The 14,444-nt window shown below is 33.1% G+C and carries 15 protein-coding genes; 3 read left to right on the forward strand and 12 right to left on the reverse strand.

Going from position 1 to position 14,444, the window contains the following annotated elements:
- Nucleotide 1 precedes the first annotated feature (1 nt).
- Nucleotides 2–850 (forward strand): glycosyltransferase family A protein, encoded by an 849-nt coding sequence (locus tag AC2A1C_RS06630; protein ID WP_484024584.1) that lies wholly within the window; start codon nt 2–4, stop codon nt 848–850.
- On the opposite strand, the gene AC2A1C_RS06635 is transcribed toward AC2A1C_RS06630, so the two are convergent.
- The 12 genes from AC2A1C_RS06635 to AC2A1C_RS06690 form a co-directional block, all read right to left on the reverse strand.
- Nucleotides 847–1,752, reverse strand: coding sequence for a glycosyltransferase family 2 protein (locus AC2A1C_RS06635; RefSeq protein WP_484024585.1), 906 nt, complete (start codon nt 1,750–1,752; stop codon nt 847–849). The two genes, AC2A1C_RS06630 and AC2A1C_RS06635, sit on opposite strands and share 4 nt — an antisense overlap.
- Nucleotides 1,752–2,411 (reverse strand): acyltransferase, encoded by a 660-nt coding sequence (locus tag AC2A1C_RS06640; protein WP_484024587.1) that lies wholly within the window; start codon nt 2,409–2,411, stop codon nt 1,752–1,754. The genes AC2A1C_RS06635 and AC2A1C_RS06640 overlap by 1 nt, the downstream gene beginning before the upstream one ends.
- Nucleotides 2,412–3,212, reverse strand: coding sequence for a glycosyltransferase family 2 protein (locus AC2A1C_RS06645; protein WP_484024589.1), 801 nt, complete (start codon nt 3,210–3,212; stop codon nt 2,412–2,414).
- 10 nt (nt 3,213–3,222) lie between these two features.
- Nucleotides 3,223–4,125, reverse strand: coding sequence for a glycosyltransferase family 2 protein (locus tag AC2A1C_RS06650; protein ID WP_484024591.1), 903 nt, complete (start codon nt 4,123–4,125; stop codon nt 3,223–3,225).
- Between the two features lie 8 nt (nt 4,126–4,133).
- On the reverse strand, nt 4,134–4,760 hold the full coding sequence (locus AC2A1C_RS06655) for an acetyltransferase (RefSeq protein ID WP_484024593.1): 627 nt from the start codon (nt 4,758–4,760) through the stop codon (nt 4,134–4,136).
- A 12-nt stretch (nt 4,761–4,772) separates the two neighbouring features.
- A complete protein-coding gene (locus tag AC2A1C_RS06660; protein ID WP_484024595.1) occupies nt 4,773–5,855 on the reverse strand; it encodes a DegT/DnrJ/EryC1/StrS family aminotransferase in 1,083 nt (360 codons plus the stop codon).
- The gene (locus AC2A1C_RS06665; RefSeq protein WP_484024597.1) at nt 5,852–7,006 is read right to left on the reverse strand and encodes a glycosyltransferase; all 1,155 of its coding nucleotides are present in this window, start codon (nt 7,004–7,006) and stop codon (nt 5,852–5,854) included. The genes AC2A1C_RS06660 and AC2A1C_RS06665 overlap by 4 nt, the downstream gene beginning before the upstream one ends.
- Complete coding sequence (locus AC2A1C_RS06670; protein ID WP_484024599.1) at nt 6,999–8,249, reverse strand: ABC transporter ATP-binding protein; 1,251 nt, start codon at nt 8,247–8,249, stop codon at nt 6,999–7,001. The genes AC2A1C_RS06665 and AC2A1C_RS06670 overlap by 8 nt, the downstream gene beginning before the upstream one ends.
- Nucleotides 8,250–8,289: 40 nt before the next feature.
- Nucleotides 8,290–9,138 carry an ABC transporter permease gene (locus AC2A1C_RS06675; protein ID WP_484024601.1) on the reverse strand — a complete coding sequence of 283 codons (849 nt, stop codon included), beginning with the start codon at nt 9,136–9,138 and terminating at the stop codon, nt 8,290–8,292.
- A gap of 70 nt (nt 9,139–9,208) precedes the next feature.
- Nucleotides 9,209–10,069 carry a glucose-1-phosphate thymidylyltransferase RfbA gene (gene rfbA / locus AC2A1C_RS06680; RefSeq protein WP_484024603.1) on the reverse strand — a complete coding sequence of 287 codons (861 nt, stop codon included), beginning with the start codon at nt 10,067–10,069 and terminating at the stop codon, nt 9,209–9,211.
- 1 nt (nt 10,070) lies between these two features.
- Complete coding sequence (rfbB, locus tag AC2A1C_RS06685; RefSeq protein ID WP_484024605.1) at nt 10,071–11,150, reverse strand: dTDP-glucose 4,6-dehydratase; 1,080 nt, start codon at nt 11,148–11,150, stop codon at nt 10,071–10,073.
- Nucleotides 11,150–12,460 carry a UDP-glucose dehydrogenase family protein gene (locus AC2A1C_RS06690; RefSeq protein ID WP_484024607.1) on the reverse strand — a complete coding sequence of 437 codons (1,311 nt, stop codon included), beginning with the start codon at nt 12,458–12,460 and terminating at the stop codon, nt 11,150–11,152. Before AC2A1C_RS06690 ends, rfbB begins: the two co-directional genes overlap by 1 nt.
- A gap of 198 nt (nt 12,461–12,658) precedes the next feature.
- Here AC2A1C_RS06690 and rimP point away from each other — a divergent pair, with 198 nt between their 5' ends.
- Both rimP and nusA read left to right on the forward strand, forming a co-directional pair.
- Nucleotides 12,659–13,126, forward strand: coding sequence for a ribosome assembly cofactor RimP (rimP, locus tag AC2A1C_RS06695; protein ID WP_484024650.1), 468 nt, complete (start codon nt 12,659–12,661; stop codon nt 13,124–13,126).
- 56 nt (nt 13,127–13,182) lie between these two features.
- Entirely contained in the window at nt 13,183–14,418 is a 1,236-nt protein-coding gene (gene nusA, locus AC2A1C_RS06700) for a transcription termination factor NusA (RefSeq protein ID WP_484024609.1), read from the forward strand.
- Nucleotides 14,419–14,444 lie beyond the last annotated feature (26 nt).

Consider the following 14,444-nt stretch of genomic DNA (forward strand, 5'->3'; position numbering starts at 1 on the left):
AATGATTACCATTTTTACTCCAACCTATAATCGCGAGAAAACATTATTAAGGCTTTATGAAAGTCTTACAAAACAGACTTCTAAAAATTTTGAATGGCTGATTGTAGATGATGGCTCTCAGGATGATACTGAAAATTTGGTTCGGAAATTTATTGATGAAAACAAAATATCGATTAGATATATTTTTCAGGAAAATAAAGGAAAGCATTTCGCTATCAATAAAGGTCTGAAAGAAGCCAAAGGAGAATATTTTGTAAATATCGACAGTGATGATTTTCTGGTGGATCATGCAGTCGAAGAAATGGAAAAAATAGCAACAACTATCAATGAAAGATCAGAATTGGCGGGATTTACCTTCATTCATTTTTCCAATAAAATTGTTTTTGACGAAAAGAAATACGGAAAAAAGTCTTGGACTTCTCCTGAAAAATATGAATGGGAACACAAAGGCGAAATGATGTTTTGTCTAAAAACGGGAATTTACAGAAATTTTCCATTTCCAGAATTCGAAGGAGAAAAGTTTTGTCCGGAATCTTTAGTGTTGAGGCGCATTGAAAAAAAATTTAAAATTCTTTATACCGACCATGTTTTGGTGAGAGGAGATTATATGGAAGATGGTCTTAGTGCAAAGTTTTTTCAGCTTTTGAAAGATAATCCAAAAGGCACATTACTAAGCTACAGAGAGAAGATAGAAGACCAAACCTCCTGGAAAGAAAAAAAATCGTTGGCAAAAAATTATATGGATATTGCTTTGAATTCTAAAAAAATATCCTTCGGTGAAAGATATTTCAAGCTGAATCCACTTCTTACTATTGTTGCTTTGTTTGAGAAGCTAAAAAGCAAATTTTAAGAATATTTGTTATTCTTTACAATATCTAATGCTTTGGAAAGTCCGATTTTTTTGGTCATAAAAACTATAAAATCAAGTGCTTTTGTTTTACTTCTGCTTGATGATCGGAGGTATTTAAAGGCTTTTTTCAAAATCAAATACTGATCTTCTTTGCTGAAAAAACTTGAATATTTTCGGATGATGTATCTGTTGAAAAGATAAATTCCCTCTCTTCGTCTGTATTTTAGATCTCCTTCATCTTTAGAAGAAAGATGTTCGGAAGAAATTCTGATATTGGCAAAAGCATCATTAATGCTAAAAATATTACCCATTTCCGGAAATTCCAGCCAAGCAACATTGTCACTTCCAAATGCAACAGGAAAGTTTTTAAATTTATTTTTGATATAGGTTTTTCTGGTGAAGATATGTTCTGTTAATGTGCTTCTTCCACCTCCCTTGAAGATTCTCATATAAGAATCTGCTGCCAATTCTATTTCAGGATTTTTAAAAATTTCGGAAGTGGGATTTCCTTTTTCATCAATATGACGGGAAGCAAAACGAATCACCTGAATATTTTTGGATTCTACTTTTTGTAGATTTTCATAAAATTTCTCTACATAGTTTTCAGAAAGCGTATCATCATCTCCGAGAATCATGATCCAATCTTCATTTTTTGAAAGTTCGATACTGCGTTCCCATTGTGCTACAAGATTTTTGCCACCAAGATTAGTGTCAAATTTTTTATAAAAAAGAGGAATTTTTTGAGAATAAAAATGTATTAGCTTTTCGGGATTTTCAGGACTGCAATCATCACCAATATATACATGGAAATTTGTATTGGTTTGATTGGCAAGAGATTCCAAAGTTTCCTTAAAATAGGTGAGCTTATAATAAGGAATAATAATAGCAAGTGTATTCTCCATTACTTCCACGAGATGTTTTCTTTGATAATTTTTGCAGGACTTCCGGCAATAATGCAGTTGGGCTTTTCAAAAACTCCACGTACAACAGAATTGGATGCCACGATACAACCGTCGGGAATTTTAGTTCCCTGATATATAGAAACAGAATTACCAATCCAGACATGATTGCCTATTTCGATGGATTTATTTTTTTCTTTTTTACCTTCATAATTTACGGAATGATAGTCTTCATCCAAAATCTGACAATTCCAAGAGATATAACAATCATCCCCAATTCTGAGTCCGTTTCTTACAATAATATTGGTAAAGGGATTGATAAAGCCTCCTTTTCCGATAGACATTTCGGCATTTTCTCCAATATCAATTCTACTTCCTCTGGCTATATGATAGAAATCGGATGCAATTTTCAGCTTTCCGAAAACATTGATTTTGGTAACATCTTTCCTATGATTCAATTCGTGAGGAACAGTTCCTATATGAAGAGTTTTTCCAATGGAAATATTCTGAATTCCGGATAATTGTGTGTTAGGATATGCAAAAACGAACTTGCCATATTTCAGCTTATAGTAAAGACTTTTGAAAAAGATATGCAAATATCTGCCTTCAGCTTTTTTACTGTTGGTATGGAAAAAACGTAATATACTGAACACCGAAGCCATTTATCTTTTTATCAACTTTATCAGTTTGTTATAGATTTTATAATATTTGGTATTATATCTACCAAGAAGTTTTTCTTTTGCCCGATAGTTTTCCCTTATTGTTCCGAGATGTTTTGAGAAAAAATCATAATGTTTTTGCTCAAGATAACGGATCATTTTCAGATAGTTTTCAGTCTTATTGCTGATTTCTAAATTCATTGAATTTTCCTTGATTCGGTAGAAAAAATATAATTCGTCAATACGTTTCACATTTCCTCCGTTTTTCAGCATGCTGATCCAAAATTCCCAATCTTCCAGTCCATGAATCATATTGGTATCATATCCGTTCACTCCCTGCCAATCCGATTTTTTGAAAAAACCGCAACAATGGATAATATTATCTTTTGCAAGAGTGGAAAGGCTAAAATCCGGAAAACGCCATTGATCGGCAATAGCTCCAAATTTCTGCATATTAGCATAAATTACTTTGTAATCCTGAGTAAAATACTGTTTTGCTGTTTCCAGATATTTTGGGTCTATTTTGTCATCATTATCCAAAGGAAGTATCCATTCTCCGTTTGCGACCACAATTCCTGCATTTCTAGATGAGGCAAGACCACCATTTTCTTTCTTCAGATATCTGAACCGGGTATCTTTTTCCATCCATTTTTTAGCTACTTCTTCGGTATTGTCCGGAGAAGAATCATTTACGATAATGCATTCCCAATTCTGAAAGGTCTGATCAAGTACTGATTGCAGACATTCATCTAAAAACTGAGCCTGATTATAACATGGAACGACTATAGAAATAAGTATAGACACGAGTAGGATTTTAAGGGATGAGACTTTTTATAAAATTTCTGTAAGGTACTTTTTTTCTGGATAAAATTAATCTTTTAAAAAATATTTCAAAAAGTTTGAGACGATTTTTATTGGCCGAATAATGTTTTTGCAACTGATTATAATAATGATTAATGGTATAGATATCATTATCCGAATATTCGGGTTTCATATATTTTTTTATATTCCAGATTTGCTCAAAATGTCGTAAAGTGAATAAAAATGGAGTTTTTAAAGTATGCATAGCTCCACCTTGATGGATACGATATACTGAAAACACGTCCTCAGAAATATATGCTTTTGTATCTTTATAAATATGGAGAATAGTGGTGTACAACATCCAGTCTCCGAAGAATATTTTTTCAAAATATTTATTTTTCAGATTGGCATTTCTGAAGAGGCTGGTACACGTTATCAGATTATTTTTGGTGTAAAAATCCTGAATGGTGTAATTGTTTTTAATAGATGCATTCCCGATTATTTCCTTAAAATCTTTTCCGGCAAGAGTTTGTGCCATTCCTGAATGGATGGAATATTCCGAATGTTGCTCAAGAAAATTGACCTGTTTTTGAAGTTTCAATGGATCAATCCAATAATCATCGGCTTCACAAATGGCTACATATTTTCCTTTTGCCTGTTGCAAAGCCCATACAAAATTGGGGATCATTCCTTTGTTTTTAGTATGCTTTGTGTATTTAATTAAATTTCCTTTCGGATGTGTTTCAGAAATTTTCTTTATAATGGAATGGGTGTTGTCTTTAGAACAATCATCGGCAATAATAATCTCCATTTCCTCGGAATATTGTTGCATGAAAATCCCATCTATAGCATCTTCTATATATTCTTGATGATTATAAGCAAGCATTACTACGCTTACCAATGGAGATTTTTTCATAAAAAACTCTATTTGATAATTTTTGCCGGAATTCCTACAGCTGTACAATGGTCTGGTAAATCTTTATTTACAACTGCTCCCGCTCCGATAATTACATTATTTCCTATAACAACATCCGGAAATATGACCGAATTAGTTCCTATTTTACAGAAATTTCCAATTTTACATCTCCCCAGCAATTTTACATCAGGTGAAATTTCAACAAAATCTCCTATTTCCACATCATGTGTAATGATTGAATTGTAATAAATAATGGCCAATTTGCCGATTGATACATCATTGGAAATTTTAACACCATCAAGCACATTAGAGCCTTCTCCAATATTTACATTATAAGATCCTATATCCGCTTTTTTGCTTATAGTAGAAGCAACTTCACCTCCATAAGATAAAAATTTCTGATACAATTTTTCTCTTAAAAAAGGATTGCCAATCCCAATAGTAAAAGATTTTTCAATAGTTTCAAAATAATTACGGGCTTCTTCTTCTGTTTTTAAAATAGGAAATTTGTCATACAATTTTCCTCTTACATCTTCATTTACATCATCATAAAAGGCCAGATTATGGAGCAATCCGTTCTGATGGCAGATTTCCAGTACTTCTTTTGCAAAGCCTTTTGCACCAATAATCAGCATTTTTTTGAATTTTTAATTATTCTGAATTCTAAGAATTGTTCTACAAATAAGTTCTACTTCTTCCAAAGTAAGATCAGAATATAGAGGCAAACACAGAACTCTTTTTGCAATATCTTCAGTAATGGGAAGCTCCAGTTTTGGAAGATAAGGCAATGAAGAAGCAAGGCTTGGATAAAAATACCGTCTTGTAAATATTTCCTGCTTGTCCAATTCTGTTTTCACTTTTATTAATAATTCTTCGCTTTGTAAAACGATAGGGTAATAAGAATGATTTTCTTGAGAATCTTTGTGCCAAATCGGTCTTCTTGCTTGCAGTCCTTTTAGCTTCTCATTGTAATGTTCAGAAATTTGCTTTCTTTTTTCAGAAATTTGATCGATATATTTAAGATTCAGTAATCCCATTGCAGCATGAAATTCAGAATTTTTTCCGTTGAGCCCTAATTCTGCAAACGTATCAAAATTTGAAATTCCGAAATTGCGGATATAAGCAAGTTTTTTTAAAATGTCAGCATTTTTGGTAATCACCAATCCTCCTTCAATAGAATGATAAAGTTTGGTAGAATGTAATGAGCAGGTGGAAATGTCACCATATTCAAAAATAGATTTTCCATTAACTTCCACTCCGAAAGCGTGTGCTGCATCATAAATTACTTTCAGATTATGTTTTTTTGCTATTTTGTCGATTGCCTCCACATCACAAGGATTTCCGTACACGTGAGTTGCCAAGATAGCAGACGTTTTTGGAGTGATAGCAGCTTCTATTTTTTTTGGATCGATACATAAAGTATCCTGATCTATATCTACAAAAACAGGATTGCAACCTTCCCATACAATAGAACTTGTTGTGGCAACAAAGGAAAACGGAGTAGTAATGATATCTCCTGTAATTTCCAAGGCTTTAATAGCCATTTGTATTGCTACTGTTCCGTTGGTCACAAATAATAGATGAGAAACTTTTAAAAAATCTTTAAGTTCCATTTCTAATTGGGAAGCAAGCGGCCCCATATTGGTAAGCCAATTGCGTTGCCAAATACCTGTGATATATTTCTGGTATTCTTCCTGAGGTGGTAAAAAGGGCTTTGTTACGGGTATCATGCGTTTATAAAATTGTTTAAAATATTTATTCTGGAGTTTAACTGATGATTATTACTATAAATTTCCCGAAATTTTGATTGGGTTTTCACTTTCTTTTCCTGTAGCAGGTTCGGATCTTTTATCAGATGTTCTATGTGAGAAACAATTGGTTCTACTTCTGGCACAGTAATTATAATTTCGTCATTATCGAAAACCGTATTTTGTTTCAGTTCATCTGTTATAATGGGAAGAACACCATTAAGTGCGGCTTCCACAACTGTTCCCAAAGGAAAACCATCAAAAGATCCCTTACTCAATATAAAAGGTCGATTAGGAGATAAAATCACATCCTGATCCGAAAAAACAGAACTAAGTTCGTCAAATTTTTTATATCCTAAAAATTGAAAATAATCTTTATAGTTTCCTAAATCAATGTCATTTTCATCAAAACCTCCAACGATTGTAAATTTCACATTATAGTTTTTTTGAATAAGCTGCTGAGCTACATTTATAAAAACATCATAACCTTTATCTATTCCTTTATCTGTATATTTTGCAGCACAAAAACAGATATTAAATGGCTGGTCGTTTTTATAAACACGTTTTATTTCTTTATCAATAGAGTTTTGAGGAACAATACCTCCAAATATGTAGTGTGTTTTTTCTTTTGGGCAGTTTAGTCTTTCAATCAAATAATCGTGAGTAATTTTTTGTGTTACAATTACTCCTTTAAAGAATTTTGAAGATATGATTTTTTTTAAATTCTCCTCTACATTTTTGTCATCAAGACTAAAGCCACCACCCGGATATAGCGTAAAAACAAAATTTATTTTTTGTTTTTCTATCAAAGGAAAAAGATTCACTATGTTATTAAAAAAAACACAATACAACAGTTTGGTATTTATCCTTCCAATTTTTCCATCTACATTTTTTATTTTATGAAAAATGTTCGGAAATTTATTTCTAAATAATGAAAGATCTTTTTTAAAGTCTGATATTTTTTGCCCTAAAACGATATAATCTGATGGATTTACCAGAATTTCGGAATTATTGTAATGCTCCAAAAGGTTAGTGAATTCAGCATATCTGAAACCGGAAATCGGATTTGGGAAAATCGTATCATACATTACCAAATCTTTTTTTGAAGAAAAAAATGAAAAAAAATTAATCATTTTGCCATTCCAGTTTTGGTCTTACTACGCCATTCCACTTTCCTAAATATTCTCCTCTTTCTTCAGTAACATCATTTATTTCAATTTTAATGATCTTGTCCATTTCTGCGATTATCGTAAAATTTTCGCCGACTAATAATACTGTAATATAGTAATTATTGGCATTCAGAAAATTTTTAGGAATTATACATTTTGAAGTATGTACTCCTTTACTATAACCTGGTCTGTATAAATTAGGTGATGACAATACATATACATCATCATCTGTAAATACGGAAAAAGAAATATTTAGCCTCTGGTTTTCTACATAATTTATAAATTCAAAATCAAGCTCAATATCTTCATTGATTTTGAATTCTTTAGATTCGGAAGTTGCTTTAATGCTCAATATCTTAGCTAAATCATTACCGGGAGCACTGTTTTCTTCCCAACTAATTTCTGTGCCATTATTGGCGTTATTAACGGTGTTGTATTTTTTCACACAGTCATCAATGGGCCCATCATACACAAGTTGTCCTTTTTCTAACATGATTCCCGTTCTGCAAAGCTTACTGATGGCTAACATATTGTGGCTTACGAAAAGAATTGTTCTGCCTTCACCTTTGCTCACATCTCCCATTTTTCCGAGACATTTTTTTTGGAACTCTGCATCTCCAACTGCCAAAACTTCGTCTACAATAAGAATTTCCGATTCCAAATGTGCAGCTACAGCAAAAGCAAGACGCACATACATTCCTGAAGAATATCTTTTCACCGGAGTGTCAATGTATCTTTCTACTCCTGAAAAATCTACAATTTCATCAAATTTTCTTTTGATTTCTTTACGGCTCATTCCAAGAATAGCTCCATTTAGAAAAACATTTTCACGACCACTCATTTCGGGGTGAAAACCTGTTCCTACTTCCAAGAGAGAAGCAATTCTCCCGTCTGTATAAATTTTACCGGTGGATGGTTTGGTTACCTTGCTCAATAATTTCAGAAGGGTAGATTTTCCTGCACCATTTCTCCCGATGATTCCAACAGCATCTCCTTGTTGTATTTCAAAATTAATATCACGAAGAGACCATACATAGTCACTTTCTCCTTTTACCGTACGGTCATTTGATTCCCCGATTTTTAGATATGGATCTTCTTTCCCTCTAACCTTATGCCAAAAACGATTGAGGTCATGAGAAATGGTTCCGGTTCCTACTTTTCCGAGACGATATTGCTTTGATATATTTTCTGCTTTTAAAGCCAGCATTGTATTATTTTATTTGATTGTAGATTTTGGTTGCTTCACGTTATACGGTATCCATGAAGGATTTTTCAACTTTGTTGAAAATAACTGTTCCTAATGCCAATAATAAAAATATGATAATGGCACTTATTAAAATATATGTTGAAGAAAATTCTCCGTATCCTAACCAGCCATATTTAAAGCATTCAAATATTCCTGTCAATGGATTATAAAGAGCAACTTCCCGAAAAACTCCTTTGAGACTGGATAATGGATAAATAACTGGTGTAATATACATATAAAGAGAGATCCCGAATCCTAAAAGCATTTGCAAATCTCTGTATTTTGTAGTAAGTGAGGAAAAAATCATTCCCATTCCTAAAGCAAAAGCTGCCATAAGAATGATAAGAAACGGAGTGGCTAACATCCAAAGATTGGGATGGATTTCTCCTTTAAAAAAATATATCGCCCATACAATCAGAAATAATCCGAATTGGACTCCGAATTTCATTAAATTGGAAATTACAATAGTAATTGGCATTACCAATCGGGGAAAGTATACTTTCCCGAAAATTGCTGCATTACCTGTAAAAACGTTTGATGTTCCGGTAAGACATGCAGAAAAATAATTCCATAGAGTAACTCCGGCAAGATAAAAAAGAATTTTTGGAGCTCCATCTGTGGAAATATCTGCAATTCCTCCAAAAATAATTAAGTATACAACTGTAGTAAAAATAGGATTAATAAAAAACCATGCCGGTCCCAAAATGGTTTGTTTGAAACCTGATACAAAATCCCTTTTCACAAACATATAAACAAGATCTTTATATCTCCAAACTTCTTTTAGTTTAAGATCAAATAAAGAATGTGATGATTCAATGATTTCACTCCATTTCTGTTGAGGTTCACTCATTTTTTTTAATTTTTTTGCAAATTTAGAATAATTATATTACTCCATCATTAATGTCTGATTTTTGCTAAATCTATCTTACGATTTTTTTCAGGTATTCTCCGTACCCACTTTTTCCGTATTTTTCAGCCGATTTCAAAAGCTGTTCATCATTGATGAATCCTTTTTTATAAGCAATTTCTTCAATGCAGGAAATTTTAAACCCTTGTCTTTTTTCCAGAACTTTTACAAATTCTGAGGCTTCGTGAAGAGAATCAAAAGTTCCAGTATCTAACCAAGCAGTTCCCCTGCTCATTACTCCCACTTCAAGTTCCCCTTTTTCCAGATAAATTTTGTTGATATCAGTTATTTCCAGTTCTCCTCTTGGTGAAGGTTTCAGATTTTTAGCATATTCTACAACAGAATTGTCATAGAAATATAAACCTGGAACAGCATAATTGGATTTTGGAGTTTCTGGTTTTTCTTCAATGGAAATAGCTTTCAAATTGCTATCGAATTCTACCACTCCATATCTTTCAGGATCGGAAACCTGATAGGCAAAAACACAACCTCCTTTTACTTCTGTTTTGCTTGAAAGAAGTTCCGGTAATCCGGTTCCGTAAAAAATATTATCACCCAAAACCAAAGCAACAGAATCGTCTCCAATAAATTCTTCTCCCAAAATAAATGCTTGAGCAAGACCATCAGGAGAAGGCTGAACTTTGTACTCGAATTTGCAACCAATATTAGAACCATCTCCCAATAATTTTTGGAAAGCCTCCTGATCATGAGGAGTAGTGATGATTAAAATTTCACGAATTCCCGCTAAAAGAAGTGTGGAAAGCGGATAATAAATCATAGGTTTATCATAAACAGGCATTAATTGCTTACTAACTGCAATTGTCAATGGATAAAGCCTTGTTCCAGAACCTCCGGCTAAAATAATTCCCTTCATTTTAGTTGTATTGATTTTCGTAATATTTTTGATAATCTCCTGAAGTTACATTTTCCAACCATTCTTTATTTTCAAGGAACCAGTCAATGGTTTTTGAAAGTCCTTCTTCAAAAGTTACACTTGGTTTCCAGCCAAGATCCTTATTCAGTTTTGTGGCATCAATAGCATAACGTTTATCGTGACCAGGTCTGTCTTTTACGAATGTAATCAACTTTTCAGAATATCCTTCTGGTTTTCCCGTTTTTTCATCGACCTGCTTGATAAGCTCTTTTACAAGATCAATATTTTGCCATTCGTTCCATCCACCAATATTATAAGTTTCTCCGGTTTTTGCTTGATGGAAAATCTGGAAAATAGCTTTGGCATGATCAATCACAAAAAGCCAGTCTCTTGTATATTTTCCGTCACCATAAATTGGGAGAGGTTTTTCATTCAAAATATTTGAAATACAAAGAGGAATCAACTTTTCAGGAAAATGATTCGGACCATAATTGTTTGAACAATTAGAAACAATGAAAGGCATTCCATAGGTATTACCATAAGCTCTTACTAAATGATCGGAAGCCGCTTTACTTGCAGAATATGGGGATTTCGGATCATAAGAAGTCTCTTCAGTGAAAAAACCAGTTTCACCCAAAGCTCCATATACTTCATCAGTAGAAACATGATAAAATAAATTTGTTCTTTGCTCATCAGGAAAATTTCCGTGAGTATGATCAGGATTTAATATCCAAAATTCTTTTGCAAGATTCAGAAGATTTGCAGTTCCGATAACATTGGTGTTGATGAATGCATTCGGATCGGTAATACTTCTGTCTACATGAGATTCCGCAGCTAAGTGTACAATTGCGTCCGGATTATATTTTTCAAAAACTTTTCTCAGTTCTTCTGGTTTTGTAATATCAGCTTTTTCAAAAACATAATTGGATTCATTCTCGATATCTTTCAGATTTTCAAGATTTCCGGCATACGTTAAAGCATCAAGATTGATAATTGTAGTGTTTGGTAAGTTTTTTACAAATTCACGAACTACATGAGAACCGATAAATCCGGCACCACCTGTGATGATAATGTTTTTCATTAGTTTTTGATTGTTTTTCTTCCGATTGATTTATAATAAAAGCCGTTTTGTTCCGGGATTTCTAAAGGATACATATTTCTTCCGTCGAAGATGATTTTGTTTTTCATTTTTTCCGCCATCAGATTGAAATTCGGATTTTTAAATTCCGGCCATTCTGTAGCTATCAGAAGGCAATCTGCATTTTCTAAAGCAGAATACATATCTTTAGCATATTCTATTTTGTCTCCTAGAATTCTTCTTACATTTTCTTCTGCAATAGCGTCATAAGCAGTAACTTTAGCTCCTTTTTCTAATAAAATTTTAATATTATCCAAAGAAGAGGCTTCACGAATATCATCCGTATTCGCTTTGAAAGCAAGTCCCCAAAGAGCCACTTTTTTATCTTTCAAATCGCCAAAATACTTTTCAATTTCATAAGTTAAAATTACTTTTTGTGAAGTATTTACATTTTCCGTAGCTTCCAGAATTTGAAAATTGAAATCTTCCTGTTTACCAGATTTTATCAATGCTTTCACATCTTTTGGAAAACAGCTTCCACCATATCCAATTCCCGGAAATAGGAATCTGTGACCGATTCTGTCATCACTTCCCATTCCAAGACGAACTTTATCGACATCAGCGCCTACTTTTTCGCAATAGTTTGCGATTTCATTCATAAAAGTAATTTTTACAGCGAGAAAAGAATTGGCTGCATATTTTGTTAATTCAGAAGATTTTTCATCCATGAAAATAATCGGAATCCCTGTATTGGTAAAAGGCTGATAGATTTTGGCCATAATTCCTTTTGCTTTATCAGAACTTGCGCCTACTACTACTCTTGAAGGATTCATGGAATCTTCTACTGCAAAACCTTCACGCAAAAATTCCGGGTTGGAAACCACATCAAAAGGGATCTGCGTTTTTGAGGAAATTACCTCTCGAACTTTGTCTGCAGTTCCTACAGGAACAGTAGATTTGTTTACTACCACTTTATAATCGGTCATCATTTCGCCGATATCATTGGCTACTTTCAAAACATATGACAAATCTGCAGAGCCATCTTCACCGGGAGGTGTAGGAAGAGCAAGATAAATAACTTCGCTTTTGTCTAAAGCTTCTTTCAAATTCGTGGTAAAAAATAAACGATTTGCCTGAATGTTTCTCAAAAACATTTCTTCCAGATTAGGCTCATAGATGGGAACGATGCCTTGTTTCATGCTTTCCACCTTTTTTTCATCAATATCTACGCAATAAACAGAATTTCCAAGTTCTGCTAAGGTAGTTCCGGTAACTAAACCTACATAGCCGGTTCCAACGATTGTAATATTCAAAGTGTATAAATTTTAAAAAAATCTTTGCAAAGGTAACCATTTTTTAAAAATTAAAATATAGATAATGAATGGCTTATTTTGTTATATTATAATTTATACGTATCTTTGCAGAAGATTTACGGAAACAATGAAAGGGCCTTCGCAAGAAAGCCTTTTTTCGTAGAAATAATTTTAGGTTTTCGTATAAGTTAGAGTATGATGGAGTTTAGACAAAGAATAGAAGATTTACTGAATAAATTTCTGGAAGAAAGGCAGGATCTATTCCTTATTGATTTGAAAATTTCTGCAAATGATGATATCACTATTATTTTAGATGGAGATCATGGAGTTTCATTGCAGGATTGTCTTGATGCAAGTCGGGCTATAGAATTCAATATGGATAGAGAAGAGCATGATTTTAGCTTGCAGGTGATGTCTGCGGGTTTGAGTGAGCCTTTGAAATTTCCACGCCAATTCAAAAAAAACCTTGGAAGGGAATTGGATGTGGTGCTGAACAATGATGAAAAATTACAAGGTGAAATGACTCTTGCAGATGAAGAAAAGATCGTTTTGACCAGAAAATTCAGAAAACCAAAAGAGGTGGGAAAAGGAAAAATGGACGCGGTGGAAGAAACCGAAATTCCGTATTCCGATATTAAAAAAGCTTTAGTAACAATTAAATTTTAGTAACAAAATAGATGTGATTTTTATCAATCATCAATTATAATTTATCATTTGAAAATATGGACAGTTTAGCATTAATTGAATCCTTTGGTGATTTTAAAGATGAAAAAGGGATTAGCAAGATTGATTTGATGGCGATTATTGAGGATTCGCTTAAAACCTTGTTAAGAAAAAGATATGATTCCGATGATCATTTTGATGTAATCGTGAATCCGGATAAGGGAGACTTTCAGATATTTTTGAATAAAACTATTGTAGAAGACGAAATGTCTGAAGATGATGATTTGGAGATTGAAATTTCCGAAGCAAAAAAAATAGATCCTACTTTTGAAGTGGGTGAAGAATATACCGTTGAAATTCCGATTGCACAATTAGGAAGAAGAAATATTCTTACATTGAAGCAAATTTTGGCTACGAAACTTCAGGAGCACAACAATGCGATGTTATACGAGCAGTTTCATGATAGAATCGGAGAAATTGTAGTAGGAGAAGTTCACCATATTCGTCACAAACATGTAATTTTGTTGGACGATGAAGGGAATGAATTTATCCTTCCTAAGGAAAATCAGATTCCTTCGGATTATTTCAAGAAAGGGGAAAGTGTGAGAGCGATTGTGGAAAGTGTGGATTTCAAAGGAGCAAAGCCTCAGATTATAGTTTCCAGAACAGCACCGAAGTTTTTAGAAAAACTTCTTGAACTTGAAATTCCTGAAATTCAGGATGGAACTATTATTTTGAAAAAAGTAGTGAGAATTCCTGGCGAAAAAGCAAAAATTGCTGTGGATGCTTATGATGATAGAATTGATCCGGTTGGAGCTTGCGTTGGTGTTAAAGGTTCCAGAATTCATGGAGTTGTAAGGGAATTGAAGAATGAAAACATTGATGTGATCCAGTGGTCTAAAAATCCTGAAATTCTTGTAAAAAGAGCATTAGGAAATATTACCATCAACAAAATTGAAATTAATCCTGAAGAAGAGTATGCATTAGTGTACACTCCGGTTGAAGAGATATCAAAAGTAATTGGTAAGCAAGGACAGAATATTAAATTAGCTTCATGGTTGTCCGGTTATGAAATTGATGTTTACAGAGAAACTCAGGAAGAAGATGATGTAGAATTGGATGAATTCAATGATGATATTGAAGAATGGATTTTGGAACAATTTAAAAAAGTAGGATTAACTACAGCCAAATCTGTTTTAGATAAAGATACTGAAAGCCTTCAGAACATGACAGATTTAGAAGAAGAAACCATTGAAGAGGTAAAGCAAATCCTTAAAGAAGAATTTGAAGATTAAGGATTTTGATAATGTAAGTAATAAGC

This window comes from Chryseobacterium sp. HNCC26DJ241, from assembly GCF_057180505.1.